We start from the raw sequence: 17,985 nt of genomic DNA on the forward strand, positions 1-17,985 counted from the left end.
GACTCCTTGCTCATGGAGCAAGCTTCTCGTCTCAAAGCGGAGAACGCGATGAAGGCACTGAGTTCGGAAGGGTCTCCCAAATTTCTATGCAATGGCGCCGCCGTGCATTTCGTTTATTCATTTAGCATTCAAGCGAACGGGTCGTATGTTGTGGAACCAAGGGAGGTAACGAAAAATGGGCGAGGATGGAAAACGGACCTGCCTCCCAGCCGCCTCGGTATTCTTCCCCATTTAACCTTCAAACCGCGATCCGCATGGCACGACGGTGAACAGTTTGATGGAACCGTAAGGCAAGGCGATAAATCTTATAGGGTGAAGGTTAACATATTCACGCGGTTGTTTACGCTTGGCGGCACGTGCTGCCTGACTATTCAAACTTCAAGAAAAGACGACAATGATCTGGATACAAATGCTGTCCTCGGTCTAATCGGTCTTGTGCGACTAAGGAAGAAAGAGGCCAAAACTCCAGGTCATAGTAAATTGTTTCTTGATGATCGAGATGAGCCATTGAAGTCGGTTTATCCTCTTTTCAGAGACTCGGTTCGCGTCAGATGCAAGGAGGCCGGGATTAATTGGTGCGAGGATGGTCAGTTCAAGTTTATCGATGCCAAGAAAGAGGTTCAAACACCGTGGGTGGTGACCGTACTAGAAGTCGATGGCAAGGTCGCAGAAGCGTTTTGCAGTTCTGGTGGCGAAGAGGCAGATCGGGCGAAAGAGAAGATGCGGAGAATTCGTGAATTCGAATCCGAAGTAGCACCCATTCTGTTCCGATCGGTGAGCAAAGAATTCCACGTTGAACCCTGTTATCTCTCACCCCCAGCGCCGGGTATTGGCTCTGGGCTCTCCAGTGTCAATGTCGATGCTCGTCTTTTTGTCAGCATTTCACGGCGGTCCATGCTGTGTATATGTCCGGACAAAGACAAGGATCCTGCACAGTACTTTCTCCCGAGTCTATTGGATATCTGTGAGCTCATTCGAGTGCGATGGCATATGTTAATCGTCATGAACAAGGTCGTGGATGACTTCCTAAGTCAGCTTAGTCGGGGTGGGGACCGTAGCTCTGAAACAGAGCACCACCACGAAGAGATGATGAAACTCCGCGCCTGGCTAGCGATGAACCTCGAAGACCCGGGAATTTATATCGTGGCTGGCGATGCCCTATCGCAAATCTATGATGATCAGCGGAAAACCTTTAGATTGGACGAACTCAGAACGATGTTATTAGGGAAAATGGATTTGCTGGACAGAATGTACCGAGACGCAATGGAGTTGAGTTGGGCTCAGCATTCGCCAGGACGCCGTAGAAGGAACAAGTAGCGTTACCCCAAAAAAGAGCGAACGCCATTATGGTTTCTGCAGATGAATACGACAAATTTCTCAAGCATTGCGAGAAGGCCCAGAAGGAAGTTAGGAAGGCACAGGGTCAATTCAGGACATACGAGACGGAGGTGCTCCACGAGCGAAGAGAGAGATTGGACCGGACCGAGGCTTGGGGCACCATGGAGGACCTCATTCACGAAGAGTTGATGCTTCTCGTGAATCTGATGATTTTTGCGGTGAACAATCGAAAAGATTTGGATGCGAAGGAACTTACTCGATGGTCGGATATTGTCACGAAAATAGACAGGCAGGCTCGAAAAGCGAAATCGGACTTGCCATACCGTCTCGGTCTGGCATCTACCAGGTCTTTCACTCAGTGGAAGACAGACAAGGTGGTTTTGAGAGATTTGGCGCTGAAACATTGGGGAGTCGTGGACGCCATGGCTAAAGAGAAGGAGAAACTCCCTCCTATGTTGAAGTCACACGTGGATGAGATCGAAAAAGCGCTTAAGAATGTTGGATGGCTGTTCGTAGTCTTTATCTGTTATGCGAAGGAAGATGGAAAGTACGTTAATGATCTCTTTCGGTTCTGTCAGCCTCAACTTGAGAAGGCCAATCACCTGGTACTTTGGTTCGGCGACAGACGTTCATTTGAAGATATGCACGCTCAACACGGAAAACCATTTGACAACAGGGGAGGGCATTGGTGGGAGACGAATGTGGCTCTAAATAAATGGCACGGGCAACTGTTGGATCACATTGATGATGTCGATCTTGGTATCACTTTGGTGAGCGAACGCTTTTTCGACTTGGAATACATTAAGAAACAGGAGTTTCTCGACATCCTCCGGGATCGGCAAGAAGAAGGCATGCGCATTTTTCCCGTCATCCTCGACAAGCACAAATGGGAAGAACACCGATGGTTAAGGTCAACAGATTTCTTGCCGCATCCTGGGAAGACGGTCATGCACGACTACGGAGATGAAAAGAACCTCAGACGATTGTACTGTGAGGAGTTCGTGACGAGATTGAGGGGAATGGTGACCGATCTTTCCGATGTCGAGAAGGTCAGGCTACCATGAAGCACCCAAATGCGATCCGTGCCGAGGTCGGGCAGCTTATTCAGTCGTGCGATCGGGTTCGAGTGCGCCTTGATGCTGCTACGGCTGAGTTGAGAAAGCGCGAACAGGATATGGAGCCAAAGCGGTTCAGATGGTGGACGGAAAGTGCTGCATGGGAGACGGTTAATACGTTACTTCGAGAAGACTTAGCCATTCTCACCCGACTTCGCGATCTGGCAGCAAGAAAGCGGCCTATAAGCAAACCCACCTTGGAACGGTGCCGGGCACTTATCGGTGATGTTGGTCGGTCGGCTTTCGATCTCGCTGAGCGTTTTCCTTCCATAATGATGCGCCAATCATTACCGGCTAGCCAGTCGCTTGCTCATGATAAAGCTGTGCTTCGTGCTTTGACGCGAACTCACTGGGATTTAGTAGACAATCTGAGTAAGATGCCGGATGCTGTCTACGCTGAAGTAAAGGACCATATCGAATCATTGACAAGATCGCTTGAAGATGTCGGTTGGCTCTTTGTGATCTTCATCTGTTATGCACGGAAGGATGCGGCGTTTCTCAATGACCTTTTCCGCCTGAGTCAGCCTCGACTCAAGGATGATCATGTTGTGCTGTGGTGGGATGATAAACCATTCGAGAAAAAGAGATCCCGGTACTGGTGGCAACGAAAAATCATCGGGGCGAGCGAGTGGCACAAGGAACTGATGAACCATATTGACGACGTAGACCTTGGCATTGTTTTAGTGAGCAAGCCATTTTTTGCTTCCACGTACATCAAGAACAATGAATTGCCCAGGATGGTGAAGAAACGGAAAAAAGAAGGCATGCGCATCTTTCCCATCATTCTAGAAGGATGTAATTGGAAGAAAGAGGATTGGCTGAAGGCAACGCAATGGCTGCCCGGTAGAGGAAGAACGGTTCAAAGGGACTACTATACGGAGCCAGACCTTAAACGGCTCTACGCTGATGAATTTGTCCCCGAAATCAGAGTCATTATTGACGAATTGTCGGACCCTGAAAAAGCCATCAGACCATAAGGCTGCTGGGACTGACTTGTCATAGCACGTCGCTATTCTTGGAACAGGGTCCGATCCGCTTCCAATTTCCCCAAGAGAATCTCGGTCACTTCGTCACTCGGGCGCATCAGCGAGCCGGCCCGCGCATCTCGCCACAACATCTCGACACGCTGCCCGATATTGTAGCCACTGCCACCAAAGACCTGCATGGCGAGATCGGTTGTGTGCCTTGCAGCCTCACAGCCAAGAAGTTTGCCAGCCAATGCGTCCTTGATGAGATGCCCACGTCCCTCGTCTGTCTCCAATCTTCGGGCCGTTTCCTGGATGAGGGCTCGACCGGCAGCCAACTTGGCCGATTGGGCTCCAAATCGGCTTTGCCAAAGCGACGTGTCCGCCAGTGCGGAATTTGTATGGGGGAACCAGCGGGCCTTGGCTCGTTCGATTGCCAAGGCAAAGGCCTCCTCTGCAATCCCCAGGTACAAAGCAGCGTGGCTTAGCAACAGCAGGTTGAACATGTCCGTGGCAATGTAATCGTTAGCTCGACCGGGATTGCCCATCAAGTGATCGTCTGAAACAACCGCGTTCACATGAACAGGCCCAGAACTGCTGCCCCGCATTCCCGTGCCCCGCCACGCGTCGCGGGATTCTACACCCGCAGATCGCTCGACAAGAAACAAGCTGATTTCGTCGATGGCCGCAGTCGGATGAGCGCGCGTAGGGACAACAAAAATGTCGGCGACCTCTGCTAATGTGGCCCAGTCCTTCGTGAGACGCACTCGCCATCCGCCCTCGATCTTCTCTGCTGAACTCTTCAGAGCCCAAAAATTTGTTCCCGTGGCGCGTTCGGTTCCAGCGTAAGCCACGGTGAGTTGACCTTCGGCAACTTGTGGGAGAATGCGTCGCTTAACGTTGGCATTGCCAGTGGCCACGATCACAGACGTGGCACATAGATGCATCAGATGGCAGAGTGTTGTGCTGGGGCAAGCTCGGCCCATCTTACGAACTACTTCAAGCCACTGTGTTGGCCTAAGGGCAGGTCCTCCGTATTCCTCGGGAACAACCAGCCCAAGCAGGCCTGCCTGACGAAGCAAATCCCAATTCGTCTTTGAGAACTGTCCGCTTTGGTCCACGGCGCTGGACCGCTCGCGCAGTTGACCTAGCACCTCTTGAAACGTGACACTCGATTCGTTCTCACACTCATATTGAGCTTGTCTTAGTGCCGACGTTACCATGGCCACCTCCACGGTATGCGATCAAGATTGACGGTCTGAAGCCTAAGGCGAATATGTTTCGATGCCTTGTAGGTATTGCTTGTCACCCTGCGGTCTTGCTCAATCTGGTCGATAGAAACCGTATTTATTCTGATGAAGTACAAAATCTTTGTCAATCTGGCGCCGCCAGAAAAGGGCGATGGCAACCATTCGGATGGCAAAACCTCGCCAGGGGGATCTCGACCAAGAAAGGAGGCACCGCCGTGACCGAGCAAAACATACCGATCGGAGTCGAGTCGTCGAATAACAGGAATCGGGACCCTTTGTATTGGCGATAGCGATGCAAGCGAACCGTTCGCTTGCGGATGGAAAGGGAATATGGCGTGGGTTTGATGCAATGGGAACAGGACGATCTAGTGTAGTGCCCCATAAGTTCCTTAACCTTCTGTTCGTGGTGATCCTGTCGAACCATGAACGGAACCAATTGAAGACGCTTGCCCTTCGACAAGCTCAAGCGGAGTGAATCTTCGGGTCGGACCTTGAATCGTGCATTCTCCTCTTTCTGAGGATTCACCATGTATCCAATTCCAATATGTATGATGCAAGTCCAGCTCCTCTTTTCTTCGCGCTGTCAGCACAGACCAACCGCGTACTTTTATAGAAAATCAGGAATTCTGTCTTCCACCTTGCGGAGCGCTTGTGCCATACTCCCATGCTACGTAATTCGACCTGTAGCGAGGTCCGGCTTTGCTTCTCGTGCTCTTCCTCCTCGTGGCGTTGTGGCAGGGAACCGTGCCCAGCATGGCTCGTAGCGACGAGTCGCCTGCTTCAACTGTGCCTCGCACCCTCATTCAGAATGCCGGGCTCCTCATCACGATGGATCCTACGCTCGGTGAAGGCCCATTGGGGACACTCGCGAACGCGGACCTGCTCTTCGCTGGAGATTCAATCGTCGCGGTGGGGAAGGGACTTTCCGCCGACGATGCGGCAGTGATAGACGCGACCAGTGTCGTTTTAACGCGCAACCGTCCAACGTTACATTCGTCTTTGTCCATGGCCGGGCCCTCAGGGCCAACGGACAGTCTACCGGCTTGTCGGTGATGGAGGTGGTCAAGGCAGCGGAAGCCTCGGCGGCTCGTCTACAGGACGTCGTACGGAAGAAGCCCCGTAAGTGAGGGTGGCACGAAGGGTTATCAATCTATGTTCACATCTATCCACCGGTGTTCCGTCTTACCCCATGTGCCTCGGCGCGATCTCCTGGTCCCACATAGGCCGGGTCGATGACAGAAACAGGGTGGTCTGGTGCGTAAAGGATTCCTGACATCATTTCAGAATCTTGTGGTGTGTCAGCAATCGATTGCATTCATCACGTACTGAGGAGGTGACTATGCCTTCGGAGGACGCGGCGTTGCATCCCATCATTTATGTTCGCGGCTATGCCATGACAAAGGGAGAGATCGACGAAACCACCGCTGATCCATTCTGCGGCTTCAATCTCGGGTCCACGGTCTTTCGCGCCACCCCGGACAAGGAGCGACCGCCCCGAAAGTTCATCTTTGAATCGCCCGTGGTCCGATTGGGATCGGATTTCGGTTATACAGATGTGTTCACCGACGGGATGGATATCGTAGACGATGGTTGGATCGGAGGCATCAGCCGGCAGTCGATCATCGTGTATCGTTACTACGACCCGGCGTCGACCCTGCTGGGAACCGGGGAGACTCCGCCGATCGAAGACTTCGCCAAGGGCTTGAGCAATCTCATACTGCGCGTCCGAGATCTGGTGTGCAAAGAGCCAAAGAACAATGTCACGCCTGAGCAGTTTCGATGTTACTTGATCGCCCACTCGATGGGAGGCTTGGTCTGCCGGGCCCTCTTGCAGAATCCCGCGCTTGATAAGCCGAAGGCGCGGCAATATGTCGATAAATTCTTCACCTACGCGACGCCTCACAATGGAATCGATGTGGCAGGTCTCAACGTTCCGCAATGGCTGAGTCTCGACGACATGAACAACTTCAATCGAGACCGTATGGCCAAGTACTTGAGTTTAGAGGTTCTCTACAAGAAGACCGGACGCGTGGATTGGCTGCCTGAGACCGCGTTTCCGTCGGAAAAGGTCTTCTGTCTCATCGGAACGAATCGGAACGACTATGAAGTTGCGCAAGGACTCTCACGAACGTTCGTCGGCCACGGCAGCGACGGGCTGGTGAGAATCGAAAACGCCTGTGTCCGTGGCGTCAAGGCCAATGGTCAACCGTCCGATTCGAGCGCCAAGGCGTTCGTCTACCGATCGCACTCGGGCTATTTCGGTATCGTCAACAGCGAGGAGTCCTACCAAAATCTCGTCCGCTTTCTGTTCGGCGACGTCCGAGTCGATATCTGGGTTGACGTGGAAGAGATTCGGCTGCCGGAAGAGGTTCGGATTGCCGAGGCTGAGGGCAAGGAGGTGAACGCGCTGTATGAGTTCGAGGTCCTGGCCTCACCCCGCGGCAAGCTCTGGTATCTCACGCGACGGGTCGCGGAAGAGGATTCGGTCGCCTGCCTGAGCCACCAAGACTGGACCGCCTCGGCGAAGAAGAAAAAGAGCGCGCCGCTGTATCTCTCAACGATTTACCTAGCCAACCGGGCACGGGTGAACAAAGATCGACCCTCCCTGGCCTACAGCATGACATTGGGCGTCCGCGTTCCGGACTACGAGATCGAAAGGAAGTTGTGGCTGAATCAGCACTACGAGGGAGGCTATCTCTTCAGGGACTCCGCCGTCATCGAAATGGTTCCGCCTCAGACGGAGGACGCCGACTGGGTCGTCAAATATGATTGGCAAAGCGACAATCTGGGAGAAGCCACCAAGCCTGTCCCATCGCGCCTGTTGAAGGGCGGGAAACTCGAATTGCCGATCGATTTCGAAAGCAGCACAACCCCGGGCATCCGTGGAAAGCTTCGATTCATTGCCGCGGAATGGAACCCGACGTGAGCATGGGATCGCGAGGCATCTGCCCCGGAGGATGGCTTCATTGCGTCGCGCACGGTCCGCACGAGACCTGACGGAGAAGAAGCGGCGTAGCGGCGGTCGGGCCGCAAACCGTTGTGGTCGGGGAATTTCTTTGAGGAGATGTTTGTCTCGAAATTCACCCCTCAGGCGCTCGACAAATCGCTCGGTCCCGAGGAGCACCTGTCTGCGGACCTGTTCCTAGGGTGAGGGGTGGCCGATCCCCTCTGCGACAAAGGCCCGGTACTTCCGTTGAGCCGCCGCACGCTGATGTCCGAACTGGGACAGCAGCCAGTCCACGGTCAAGAACGGCGGCACGGAGACAAGTCCCGTCGTCGTCCTGTAACTTGACCAGGGATAGGTATCGGGTTTGCGGATGGTCCTGGCACGCACCGGATTGAGCACGACATACCAGCAGAGCTCCAGCAGGTAGCCCCCTCGGTCTACCACAATCGCTTCGAAAACGACCTTGCAGCACGCGATCAACTCGACCGTGACGACGGTTGGAGGATCGGGTATGGATGCCGTTGAGCTGACACAGGGCCCTCGACAGATTGGCCTCGGGCGTTTCCACCAGCAGGTGAAAGTGGTTATCCATCAGGCAATAGGCGTGCAGCCGAAGATGAAAGCGGGAGACGACTTTACCAAGCACTCCGAGAAAGCGTTGTCGGTCCTCATCATCCAAGAAGAGGTCCTGCCGGGCGTTGCCCCGTGCAGTAACGTGGTAGAGCGCGCGTCGGGAGGAAATGAACGACCGTCGGCGTCTTCAGACCTCGGTAAGATGTTCAGATGACGCAACGATCACAGCTCGGGTAAGAAGTTCGGATGGCTTGATAGGGATCTGACCCCTCTTGCGCTTGAACGGAGAACAGGGCGGAGAGACCGTCATATAGAGGCCGTCATATCTTGGAGGGCGGTTACCTTCGAGGCTTAACGTTCGAGCTAACGCCCCCGCCACGGCATGGCGCCTCCTGCGTGAGCGGACTCGCTCCTGACCTCATCGATCCTCGGCACCACGGCTCCCTCTCAGTCACGCCGCTGATGCCTCACCGGCTAAGGAAGCACAACGTTTCCTCTCTCACCGGCCGTCGGGGGAAACCTCGGGACTCCGAGCGACCATGGTGCTTACACTCGCCGCGCCTGTGGCGCGGCTTCGTCACTCACTTCTCGGCTTTCAGGCTGTTTGAGCTGAGCTACGAGCGCCGCCAACGCGTCACCTTCGCTGCCTAACAAGGTTTAGACCGACCCGCATAATCGCCGATTGGCCGAGTTCGACCCCTAGGTATAACACCATCGCATTTCATGATCATACGCCAGTATCGTGTGTCAGTTCAACGAGATGAAGAGCGCGAGCATTCTCATAGGCGCTTATGCGGATCGGCATAACACCGCTCCCTGATGTCGTTCACCTCTCACGCAGCAGACTTCAGACAGCAGAAAGCCTTGTATCTTGGAGGAGGCTTCATCATGATGCGAGGCAAGACAAAACCGGGCGTGGGCCCGGTCCTCACCACCACGTTGCTCGCGACCATCCCGGAGCGGGGCACCTTGACGCACAAGCAGATTTCAGCCTTGGTGGGGGGCGCCCTGCAGTCCCGATCGCGGGCTGCTGCGCGGAAAACGCCCCCTCGGGGGCGGTCGGGCGCCGGCTCGCGCGGTCCTCTCTATGGGGGCGATCGTGGCCACGCGGTTCAATCCCGTCAGTCGGGCGTTCGATCAGCGCTTGGGTGCGGCCGGAAAAGCCAACAAAGTCGCGCTGACGGCGTGCATGCGCAAATTGCTGGTCATCTTGACCGCGATGCTCAAACAGCGGCCACCCTGGCGGCAGGGGATGGAACCGGCCTGGGCGGGGGCATAGCAGGCACGGACTCGACGGAGATCGTCGTTCGTAGACCAATTGTGGGCGAAACTTTTTCACGGGTGAATCACAAAACACCCAAGTTGGCTCTTGACAGCCAAGACAGTTGCTGACCCTAATATTCACTACATTATGCCGCTCGGTGAGTGTTTGGTCCTGCCTCTAAGGAAATCTCCATCCGGCCGCCGCAGGCACGGACAATTTTTTGCAGCGTGCGAAGTTCATAGCGATCGTACTCCGCATTTTCATAACGGCTGATCGCCGACGCAGTAGTGCCGGTACGTTTCGCCACCTGTGCCTGGGTCAATCCTGATTCTTGGCGCAGCCGAGCGAGCTGCTCGCCGATGGTCAACTTTTGTAGCTCCTCTTCAAATCCTTTGCGAAACTTTGAATTCGCCAGCTTCCTATCCAGCCATCCTTTGCCAATTCCCACAGCTTTAGTTTTCATATCGCACTCTCCTTTCAAAATCTTTCTTATAGGCTTCGGCTCGGTCGATTTCTCGCTTTGGTGTTTTGTCACCGGTCTTTCTGAATCCATGCGTCAAAATCAGCCGCCGTCCGACAAAAAAGAAACAGAGGATTCGATCAGCCTCGACTTTGAACTCGAAGAGCTGATCGGTCTCGGTTAGATGCTTAAACTTGCGTTCATTCCAGATCTTTCCAGTGTCCCCCATGCGCACAAACAGAGCCGCGAATTTCTGCTGGGCTGCATGAGGAAGCTGATCGATCCAGTCTTCTGCTGGCATGATGCCATTTGAAGCAACGTAGAACTCGATTCGGAGGACCATGCCGTCATAGACCAGTCGGGTTAATGGTGGCTTGCTTGACGGATAGGTCATTCTTTCTCCTGTCAGACAATAGCATATACGCTATTAGCCTAACAAGCGGAGGGGCGACGATAGAGATGCAGTACAGGCAGCAAAGAGGTTTTCTACGCGGCTGATCTAAAACTTGAAACGCTTGGGTAGAGCAGAAAGAAATAATAAGGGTCAAAAGAAATAATAAGGGTCAGATCTTGTATCGTGCATACCCGGCTCTGCCTGCCGACGACTGGCCGTCGCATCACATAAACCAAAATGGTCCACCATTTCGGCAAAGAATGTCCATGGCGACGATAGGATTCTTGTCGATGTCCGAGTGCTTATGCACAGCGCCATCGCCTGATAGCCCAGCGGTTCCCTGCCATGCAACCTCAAAATTGTATGCCTTTCGGCAGTACGGCAATAATCTACGACCTCGGCAGCGAGGATGCACGGGGAAAGGTGTTGGTATCATTTCACGTCCTGTACCGTCCTCAAGACGGCATGACGAGACGGGCTGACAGGAAGCTCAAGAGCAAGACCCAAGGCGCTGCCAGCAGGAACATGGGTCGCTCTGAGCAACAGCGCAGCGGTCAGAGAATGGTCGAGCTTACTTCACTTTGGAGAAGTCGGCGGGAATTCTGATCTCTTTTCCGTCTTGCAGATTGACGACGAACACGGACGATGCAGTGGGGTCGAACTGTTCGTAGCCGAAGAGCGCCGTGAACCGTGACCGGAAGGCTGGGCCGCTGGTTTCGTTCTTTCTCCCCCGTTCGGCCTTGCCGATGTCGATAGGCTTGACCCGCTTCGAGCCTTGCTGCAATTCGATCAAGGCGCCCTCGGCAAAATACTCGTCATCGCCGCACAACTGCACTTCCATTTCCATGTTGGGCATGTCCATCACTTTCTGGATGAACTCCTCGGGCATGCGCACATCCGTCTTCCGCTTCTTCGATTCTGCTGCCTCTTGGCGACCAAAGGCTTCCAGTCGATACCGCTTGGTGCGAAGAACAGCGCTCGCGCCGCAGGGTTCCTTCTCCGGGTCGGCACCAACGCGGGTCGCTAAGGACGCTTCCTGAAGAACTTTCTTCACGTCTTCGGGGGAATTGGCCTTTTCCATCGGAATTCGCCCAATCTCCAGCGCTTTGTGCGCCTCGTCTGAGGACAGTTTGATATCAATCGCCCACACGCCGCTGGTCCCTGCCGCAAGGACTCCGATCAGGCCCAACAGCGACGCAATCTGTTTGCAAACAGTCATGCTTCCCTTTAATCGCGCGACATGAAGAGGTCTCAAGGACCCGGTAATCGGATGAATGTCATGCATTGTAGGTGAACCGTCATGCCTTTGCAATTAAGCCGCGAACCGATTCCAGTTCGCATAGGGCTTGCGTAGATACAGGTCTTCGACATTCACAAAAAGAGGATAACCGACCGATCGAAGCAGATGTGTCACGAGCTTCAGCGGTAATCCCACCACGGTCGTATAGTCGCCGGCGATCCGTTCCACGAGATCTCCACCGAGTCCTTGGATGGCATAGGCTCCGGCTTTGCCTAATGATTCCTCCGATGCAACATATCGTTCATATGCATGATCGAGGTCGGCTTTCATCCGGACTTCCGCCGTGGCAACCTCCACTGACTCAATATGTCGCGCTCGGTCGCATACGGCAACGGCAGTATGGACATGATGGGAACGGTCGGCTAGACGTGCCAGCATGGCGCGTGCCTCTGCAAGATCCACCGGCTTCCCGAGTAGTTGTCCATCGAGATCGATCACGGTATCGCTGCCGAGCACAAGGGCCTGTGGTCTCACACGTGCCACAGATGTCGCCTTTTCACGCGCGAAGCGCCTGACCTGCTCGACAGGCGACAACCCGATCTCGGGTTGCTCGTGGAACTCCGACGGGCACACCTCAAAGGAAAGGCCCAACAGTGCTAAGAGTTCCCGGCGACGTGGAGAACTCGACGCCAGCACTAGCTGCATCGCGAGACCAGCAGACTCGACTCATCGGCTGATTCGGCCTCGGGTAGGTCCCTGATGACTTCCGGCCGATCGTGGAAATCTGCGAGGAGGGCATGGAGTGCTTCGACGGAAGAGACGCGCACCATCTGTGCGCGAAGGGAGGCGGCATGTGGAAAGCCTTTACAATACCAGCCTAGATGTTTACGCATACGATAGAATTGCTTTTCCCCGACCAGCGATTGGAACTGTTGCGCATGATCGAGCAGCACGGCGAAGCGCTCGTTCAGCGAAACCTCCCCGGGATCTGGTCCGACGTCGATATCCTTCATGCCACGGGTTCGCTTGCGGGCTTGCTCTTTTGAGCGAAAGAACCACGGCGCTCCAAGTACGCCCCGCCCGACCAACACGCCATCGACACCGGTTTCACGCACTCGCACCGCGATGTCGTCAAGGCTCTGAATGTCCCCATTCCCCAATATCAATGTTCCGGTCCCCTTCACCAACGCAACAGCGCGTCCAATGGCCGACCAGTCCGCCGTGCCTCGATACATTTGCCGGAGCGTTCGTCCATGAAGCGAGATCACGGCCGGTTGTTCCATCAAAAGCTCCTCGATCCATCCCTCAACCGTCACTGAGTCATAACCAAGTCTCGTCTTCACGGAAAGGGGTACTTGGCGCCGATGGGTTGGGCCGGTTTTGCCGCGCTGACGATTCAGCCGTTCAAACATGGCTACTCGCGCCGACGTAAAACCCGCTTCTTCAAGGGTCCGTCCCTCGGCCCAATCCTCGATTCCACGTTTAGCTGCCCGCATGATCGTGCGAGCCAGCTCTGGAGTGCGGATCAATCCGGCGCCTGATCCAGACGACGCCACGCTCTTCGACGGACAACCCATATTGATATCCAGCCCGTCGAAGCCCAGCTCGCAGACCGCCAGTGCCGCCAAATAAAAGAGATCCGGGTCTTTCCCATAGAGCTGCGCCATAATTGGACGCTCCCTCTCGCTGTACCGTAGCGTCTCCAAGTGAATCTCCGGTCCGTGACAGACGTCATGGACGTGCGTAAATTCTGTAAAACTGACATCCGGCTTCCCCTGCTGGGCGATCACGGATCGAAAGCAGGCATCGGTCACACCATCCATTGGGGACAACCCTATGAGTGGGCGCGGCAGGCTCGGCCAAAAGTTCATCTCAGCTCTCGTACAGCAGAACGTCGGGTTCGTTGGCAAAACGGTAGGCGCACCGAAGCTCCTCGGCCTCTCTCTCGGCAATGCCTCGCAACTCCGGCGCCACTTGATGGACAAACTCCACGAACCGGTCGACTTTCAGCAAAAAGAAATCGTAGGTTCCGGAGAAAGGCCTGGCCTCACTAAACCAAAACGCCACAAATCCATCGAGCGACACGTCGCGTGCTCTGAGTCGACGACAGGATTCTACAAACATGTCCTCCACCTTTCCTCCCCAGTGAAGAATCTCATAAGGAAGATAGACGGAGCGATAGAAGTCTAAATCTTGGATACTGGCCTGGTCTTGGCTCCATTCCGTCCCTACCGGCTCGGTTTTCCCAGCCAGTACCTGTGCATATCGATCGTAGGCCACTCCAAGCGTTTGCTTGTCAGATATCGACCTCGGCTCTTCCGACACTGAGCGTAACTCGAAATCCGATATGGCCTGTTCGGCCTTGCCTAGCCGGGAGAACAGCGCCTCATAACGCCGGGAGAATTGGGCGAATTCATCCACGATCAATTCGACCTGTTTCGTATCCACTTCCAAGGCAAGGCCCTTCAGGCTGGTAAGCTGAGGATGACATAGTATCTGATCGAGCATCTCGAACAAGACGGTTGGAATGGGGGCGGCATGGGCATCGATCCAGGCAGGAAGCGCATCATCACCCCTACCACCCTTCAGTCGTGAATCGAGGATTCGGTGTGATTCATGAACGGCCAGACCCGCCACGTGAATCTCAACCACACGATCCATGGGAAACTCATTGAGAAATTCCTCGACAAATCGTGTAAGGGACATGGCTCGATGCGATCCAGAATATCGAAACACCGTCCAGAGATGGCCCACATCCAAGACCAACCCACAGGGAGCCTGTTCGCTGATGAGCTGAAAAAACCGTGGGATGGACATCGTCCCCGCGACAAAGTACGTAAGTGGCGGCATTTCAAGCAGCACCAACGGTGTGCTCCCATTGGCCAACCGGCACTGTTGATCGAGCAGATGTTGGATCAATCGTGTATTATTGGCGACCACCTTTGCGCTTAACGGTGTGTAGAGGGGGGGAAGATAGGTCCCGAAATAATAGCCGGCGAGATATTTTGTCGCACATTCATGATTCAGCCAGGCACTTTGCAAGAGCAGAAGGTGCCCTACTGCCTCAGAGATCCCCGATCCAAATGCCGCAGAATCGGCCATCTCTGGTTGAGTGATCCACAATCCTTCACCATGATAGGCCAGCAGACCGTCATCGACCTCTTTCTTAGTGGATGCCAAAGCCATGGGTATCGTACGGAACACCTCAAGAAAGGCAGGTGGCACTTGACGTTCTTGTAGGCTTCGCCGCAAGCTTGTGATATCCGGAGCATGAATATCGACGGAGAGCCCCAGCCCATGCACAGGAATTGCCTCGATCCGACGAAGAAACTCCCTGTGGTAAGGCCCGCTCGACGCCATCAGTTCTCTCTTGCCGGCGATCAAAATTCGTTCCTAGTGTATGTCGTCAAACCATTGAATGACAAGGCTTTGAACCTCTCATGGCCCCTAGGGACCTTCTGCTATACTTGGCATACATTGCGGCCAGGAGGGAGGCAAATTCGTGAAGAAAGAGGACCTCGCTGAGAAATGGTGGACAAGAACGATCAACAGCCAAAAGCCGCGGATCACCAGACCATTCTGGTTGCACACATGATGACACCCGGCGTAGTCCAGATTCCAGGAGATGTATCCGTCACCGAAGCGGCATCGCTCCTGGAACGCGAGCGAATGCCCTGCCTGCTGGTCAAAGATACAGAGTCTCGGTTCGGACTCATGACGCCGACCGATATTGTCAAAAAGGTCGTCGCGCAGGGCCTCGAACCCGATGACATCGAAGTCCGGACCATCATGACAAGATCGGTCCAATTTATCGAGTACGATCGAGCGATGGACGAAGCCTCGGCGCTCATGATGTCCACCGGGACACCGATCCTGATCGTCACGAAGCAAGATCAGCCGGTCGGCGTCCTCACCGCCAGAGACCTGCTCCTTTCTCCAAAGCGATGCGTTACGAACATCTCTGCCACCATCAGTGTCATTGAGGGAGAGGGCATGGGAGATGAACATCAGGTCTCCATCTCACAACTCAGCCATGCCGGCGCCTCGGTGGAATCTCCCGCGCTGTTGCTGTCGGGGACCAAAATCATATTGAGCTTTTGCCTCTCTGAAATGATGAGTCCCTTGACCATTCGAGGGACCGTCTTGGATAACGCGAGAGTTGACCCGCTGTCTGGCACAACCGGTTCCTTCATGACGTCACATCGAGGAGTAGAGATACAATTCGTTGATCTCTCTCCCGCAGACCAGTCCAGGATCAAGGCCTGGGTGCTGAGCAATCTCCCTAAATCTTTCGACCCCTCATAGATTCCCCCGCCTTTACAGGTGGGGACATCCGGCTGGATTAGAGCGCACCGGATCGCGGCAATCTTTGACCGATATACGATCCATTGGTACAATTTTCCGTCTCACTTACCTTTAAGAGGACCACTATGAATTCAACCGGCAGACCTCCGCAGATTCGGAACCGTCCCACCTTGTCACGAGACGAGATCCTGCATCAAATCAGTGCCCTTCTCGACGGCCGCGAGGACGACCTGCATGCCGCCCTCATGTCGGAACTTCTGACGGGGCTGCTGAAACTCCACGACGCGCGCTTAGACCTCCTGGACGTGAAAATCGTAAACCGTGCCGTTAAAGAACTTCGGCATGCATTCAGCGTCTTCCGCGGATATCGCAACCGTCAGAAAGTCAGCATCTTCGGCTCGGCACGAACTCTTTCCGACGATCCCAATTATCAACTAGCCTACACGTTCTCCCAAGCCATCGTCCGAGAAGGATTCATGGTCATCACCGGGGGAGCAGATGGGATCATGCGGGCTGCTCAAGAGGGTGCCGGTCGTGAAAACAGTTTCGGCGTCAATATCATGCTGCCGTTCGAACAGGGGCCTAACTCCACGATCGCCGACGACCCGAAGCTGATCACCTTCAAATACTTTTTTACGAGGAAGTTGATGTTCCAAAAGGAGGCCAACGCCATCGCGCTCTTCCCTGGCGGATTCGGCACACACGACGAGGGTTTTGAAATCCTCACGCTGGCTCAGACCGGCAAGAGTGATCCTCAGCCGATCATCTGTCTTCAGGCTCCTGGATGCGACTACTGGGATGATTGGTCGGCGTTCGTGACGAGACAACTGCTGAAGCGGAAGCTGATCAATGAAGAAGATATGAGTCTTTTTTCAATCGTCGATTCCGCAGAAGCAGCTGTGAGCCGGATCCTCAGATTTTATCGCCGCTACCACTCCATACGTTTTGTGGGACGACAGCTGGCGATGCGACTCAAGCAGACGATCTCCCTTGAGCAGCTTGAGGAGATTCGGCAGCGATTCTCCGATCTCCTCTCCGACGGCACGTTCGAACTGCGAGGTGCTCTCGAAGAAGAGATCGATGAACCAGCCTTGCGTGACTTGCCGAGACTCGTGTTTTATTTTAATCGACGCAGTGCCGGGCGACTTCGTCACCTGATCAGTTATCTGAACGAGTTGTGAGCCACCCTTCATGGCAGGCAAGGACACGATAGACACTTTTTAGTCTTGAGCTGAGCATGTTATGCTCTCACAACTCTATGGGTACCGTATCTTCCGCCCCCCCATTCCATGGCTTTCCGGACATCGTCCTGTACCATGCTGAATGTTCTGATGGGTTCGGAGCGGCCTGGGCCCTCTGGAAAAAGTTTCCGAGTGCGAGCTTTTTGCCCGTCAAGCACGGCCATCCGCCCCCTCCCGATCTCAAGGATCGCCGCGTTGTGATCGTCGACTTCAGCTATGCCCGGCCGGTCTTGGAAGCCATGGCCTCCGAAACCAAGGAACTCCTTGTTCTGGACCACCATATCACTGCTGCCCGAACCTTGGATGGGTTTTCGAACGCGTACTTCGATCAAACGAAGTCCGGCGCCGTCCTGAGCTGGGAATGGGCTCACGGCACGACGGCTCCATGGCTACTTCAGTATATCCAGGACAAGGATTTATGGACCTGGGCTTTGCCGAAGAGTCGAGAAATCAACGCGGCTTTGGCCTCCTACCCGTTCGACTTCAACGTATGGGATAGCTTTACCCAATCGACGCTCGAGCATGATGGTCAAGCCATCTTACGGTACGAACATGAGCTCGTTGGGAAGCTCGCAGCACAGGCTTCGATGGTGGAATTCCAGGGTATCGTCGTTCCTGCTGTGCAAAGCTCAATCTTGACCAGCCAGATCGGGGAGCGTCTGTCGCCCCATCATCCCTTTTGCCTGATCTGGCATGATCGCGACGGTCGTCGCTATTTCAGCATGCGTTCCCGATCCGACGGTACGGATGTCGGGAGGATCGCTGCCTCACTCGGAGGCGGAGGCCACACTCATGCTGCCGGATTTTCCGTTCCACTCGAGATCGACGGAACACCTCCGCGTGATCCCAAACTGCCTCGTGCGGTCGCGGGCCGCCGCCGAACTGAATAATGT

18 protein-coding genes and 1 pseudogene are annotated in these 17,985 nt (G+C 54.6%); 9 read left to right on the plus strand and 10 right to left on the minus strand.

Translation table 11 applies throughout. The features are described from left to right. Window positions 1-12 precede the first annotated feature (12 nt). From P0120_07530 to P0120_07540, 3 genes are read left to right on the plus strand one after another with little or no spacing between them, the layout of a single operon-like run. A complete protein-coding gene (locus P0120_07530) occupies window positions 13-1,317 on the plus strand; it encodes a hypothetical protein (protein ID MDF0674180.1) in 1,305 nt (434 codons plus the stop codon). A 29-nt stretch (window positions 1,318-1,346) separates the two neighbouring features. Next, a complete protein-coding gene (locus P0120_07535; GenBank protein ID MDF0674181.1) occupies window positions 1,347-2,402 on the plus strand; it encodes a hypothetical protein in 1,056 nt (351 codons plus the stop codon). Further along, window positions 2,399-3,430, plus strand: coding sequence for a TIR domain-containing protein (locus P0120_07540; GenBank protein ID MDF0674182.1), 1,032 nt, complete (start codon window positions 2,399-2,401; stop codon window positions 3,428-3,430). The genes P0120_07535 and P0120_07540 overlap by 4 nt, the downstream gene beginning before the upstream one ends. 32 nt (window positions 3,431-3,462) lie before the next feature. On the opposite strand, the gene P0120_07545 is transcribed toward P0120_07540, so the two are convergent. Beyond that, window positions 3,463-4,641, minus strand: coding sequence for an acyl-CoA/acyl-ACP dehydrogenase (locus tag P0120_07545; protein MDF0674183.1), 1,179 nt, complete (start codon window positions 4,639-4,641; stop codon window positions 3,463-3,465). Between the two features lie 151 nt (window positions 4,642-4,792). Continuing rightward, on the minus strand, window positions 4,793-5,197 hold the full coding sequence (locus tag P0120_07550; protein ID MDF0674184.1) for a hypothetical protein: 405 nt from the start codon (window positions 5,195-5,197) through the stop codon (window positions 4,793-4,795). 170 nt (window positions 5,198-5,367) lie between these two features. On the opposite strand from P0120_07550, the gene P0120_07555 reads away from it, so the two are divergent. Beyond that, the gene (locus tag P0120_07555) at window positions 5,368-5,721 is read left to right on the plus strand and encodes a hypothetical protein (protein ID MDF0674185.1); all 354 of its coding nucleotides are present in this window, start codon (window positions 5,368-5,370) and stop codon (window positions 5,719-5,721) included. Between the two features lie 286 nt (window positions 5,722-6,007). Then, complete coding sequence (locus P0120_07560; protein MDF0674186.1) at window positions 6,008-7,594, plus strand: hypothetical protein; 1,587 nt, start codon at window positions 6,008-6,010, stop codon at window positions 7,592-7,594. 216 nt (window positions 7,595-7,810) lie between these two features. Here the strand turns inward: P0120_07560 and P0120_07565 are convergent, their stop codons facing one another. Together P0120_07565 and P0120_07570 are read right to left on the minus strand one after the other, a co-directional pair. Continuing rightward, complete coding sequence (locus P0120_07565) at window positions 7,811-8,059, minus strand: hypothetical protein (protein MDF0674187.1); 249 nt, start codon at window positions 8,057-8,059, stop codon at window positions 7,811-7,813. A gap of 91 nt (window positions 8,060-8,150) precedes the next feature. Beyond that, window positions 8,151-8,294: pseudogene (locus tag P0120_07570) on the minus strand (transposase). 782 nt (window positions 8,295-9,076) lie between these two features. Here P0120_07570 and P0120_07575 point away from each other — a divergent pair. Continuing rightward, window positions 9,077-9,580, plus strand: a complete 504-nt coding sequence (locus P0120_07575; GenBank protein ID MDF0674188.1) for a hypothetical protein — start codon at window positions 9,077-9,079, stop codon at window positions 9,578-9,580. A 17-nt stretch (window positions 9,581-9,597) separates the two neighbouring features. On the opposite strand, the gene P0120_07580 is transcribed toward P0120_07575, so the two are convergent. The 6 genes from P0120_07580 to P0120_07605 form a co-directional block, all read right to left on the minus strand. Continuing rightward, the gene (locus tag P0120_07580) at window positions 9,598-9,915 is read right to left on the minus strand and encodes a helix-turn-helix transcriptional regulator (protein ID MDF0674189.1); all 318 of its coding nucleotides are present in this window, start codon (window positions 9,913-9,915) and stop codon (window positions 9,598-9,600) included. After that, complete coding sequence (locus P0120_07585; protein ID MDF0674190.1) at window positions 9,905-10,306, minus strand: type II toxin-antitoxin system RelE/ParE family toxin; 402 nt, start codon at window positions 10,304-10,306, stop codon at window positions 9,905-9,907. Before P0120_07585 ends, P0120_07580 begins: the two co-directional genes overlap by 11 nt. 571 nt (window positions 10,307-10,877) lie before the next feature. Beyond that, on the minus strand, window positions 10,878-11,525 hold the full coding sequence (locus tag P0120_07590) for a hypothetical protein (GenBank protein ID MDF0674191.1): 648 nt from the start codon (window positions 11,523-11,525) through the stop codon (window positions 10,878-10,880). Between the two features lie 93 nt (window positions 11,526-11,618). Then, complete coding sequence (locus tag P0120_07595; GenBank protein MDF0674192.1) at window positions 11,619-12,251, minus strand: Maf family protein; 633 nt, start codon at window positions 12,249-12,251, stop codon at window positions 11,619-11,621. Next, window positions 12,242-13,417, minus strand: a complete 1,176-nt coding sequence (locus tag P0120_07600; GenBank protein ID MDF0674193.1) for a tRNA-dihydrouridine synthase — start codon at window positions 13,415-13,417, stop codon at window positions 12,242-12,244. Before P0120_07600 ends, P0120_07595 begins: the two co-directional genes overlap by 10 nt. A 1-nt stretch (window position 13,418) precedes the next feature. Beyond that, window positions 13,419-14,906 carry a DUF692 family protein gene (locus tag P0120_07605; protein ID MDF0674194.1) on the minus strand — a complete coding sequence of 496 codons (1,488 nt, stop codon included), beginning with the start codon at window positions 14,904-14,906 and terminating at the stop codon, window positions 13,419-13,421. Between the two features lie 168 nt (window positions 14,907-15,074). Here P0120_07605 and P0120_07610 point away from each other — a divergent pair, with 168 nt between their 5' ends. The 3 genes from P0120_07610 (at window position 15,075) to P0120_07620 (ending at window position 17,982) form a co-directional block, all read left to right on the plus strand. Beyond that, window positions 15,075-15,851: a CBS domain-containing protein gene (locus P0120_07610; protein MDF0674195.1), complete on the plus strand. Its 777-nt coding sequence runs from the start codon at window positions 15,075-15,077 to the stop codon at window positions 15,849-15,851. A 125-nt stretch (window positions 15,852-15,976) separates the two neighbouring features. Continuing rightward, on the plus strand, window positions 15,977-17,032 hold the full coding sequence (locus P0120_07615) for an LOG family protein (GenBank protein ID MDF0674196.1): 1,056 nt from the start codon (window positions 15,977-15,979) through the stop codon (window positions 17,030-17,032). A gap of 77 nt (window positions 17,033-17,109) precedes the next feature. Next, window positions 17,110-17,982 carry a phosphohydrolase gene (locus P0120_07620; GenBank protein MDF0674197.1) on the plus strand — a complete coding sequence of 291 codons (873 nt, stop codon included), beginning with the start codon at window positions 17,110-17,112 and terminating at the stop codon, window positions 17,980-17,982. The last annotated feature ends 3 nt before the right edge of the window (window positions 17,983-17,985 follow it).

The sequence above is a fragment of the Nitrospira sp. genome (assembly GCA_029194675.1).
Lineage (GTDB): Bacteria > Nitrospirota > Nitrospiria > Nitrospirales > Nitrospiraceae > Nitrospira_D.

Bases quoted from the DNA above. Each gene is read 5' to 3' on its own strand.
- P0120_07585 (MDF0674190.1), bottom strand. From the start codon at position 10,306: ATGACCTATCCGTCAAGCAAGCCACCATTAACCCGACTGGTCTATGAC.
- P0120_07540 (MDF0674182.1), top strand. From the start codon at position 2,399: ATGAAGCACCCAAATGCGATCCGTGCCGAGGTCGGGCAGCTTATTCAG.
- P0120_07550 (MDF0674184.1), bottom strand. From the start codon at position 5,197: ATGGTGAATCCTCAGAAAGAGGAGAATGCACGATTCAAGGTCCGACCC.
- P0120_07590 (MDF0674191.1), bottom strand. From the start codon at position 11,525: ATGACTGTTTGCAAACAGATTGCGTCGCTGTTGGGCCTGATCGGAGTC.
- P0120_07580 (MDF0674189.1), bottom strand. From the start codon at position 9,915: ATGAAAACTAAAGCTGTGGGAATTGGCAAAGGATGGCTGGATAGGAAG.
- P0120_07615 (MDF0674196.1), top strand. From the start codon at position 15,977: ATGAATTCAACCGGCAGACCTCCGCAGATTCGGAACCGTCCCACCTTG.
- P0120_07610 (MDF0674195.1), top strand. From the start codon at position 15,075: ATGGTGGACAAGAACGATCAACAGCCAAAAGCCGCGGATCACCAGACC.
- P0120_07575 (MDF0674188.1), top strand. From the start codon at position 9,077: ATGATGCGAGGCAAGACAAAACCGGGCGTGGGCCCGGTCCTCACCACC.
- P0120_07545 (MDF0674183.1), bottom strand. From the start codon at position 4,641: ATGGTAACGTCGGCACTAAGACAAGCTCAATATGAGTGTGAGAACGAA.
- P0120_07560 (MDF0674186.1), top strand. From the start codon at position 6,008: ATGCCTTCGGAGGACGCGGCGTTGCATCCCATCATTTATGTTCGCGGC.
- P0120_07535 (MDF0674181.1), top strand. From the start codon at position 1,347: ATGGTTTCTGCAGATGAATACGACAAATTTCTCAAGCATTGCGAGAAG.
- P0120_07595 (MDF0674192.1), bottom strand. From the start codon at position 12,251: ATGCAGCTAGTGCTGGCGTCGAGTTCTCCACGTCGCCGGGAACTCTTA.
- P0120_07530 (MDF0674180.1), top strand. From the start codon at position 13: ATGGAGCAAGCTTCTCGTCTCAAAGCGGAGAACGCGATGAAGGCACTG.
- P0120_07620 (MDF0674197.1), top strand. From the start codon at position 17,110: ATGGGTACCGTATCTTCCGCCCCCCCATTCCATGGCTTTCCGGACATC.
- P0120_07605 (MDF0674194.1), bottom strand. From the start codon at position 14,906: ATGGCGTCGAGCGGGCCTTACCACAGGGAGTTTCTTCGTCGGATCGAG.
- P0120_07600 (MDF0674193.1), bottom strand. From the start codon at position 13,417: ATGAACTTTTGGCCGAGCCTGCCGCGCCCACTCATAGGGTTGTCCCCA.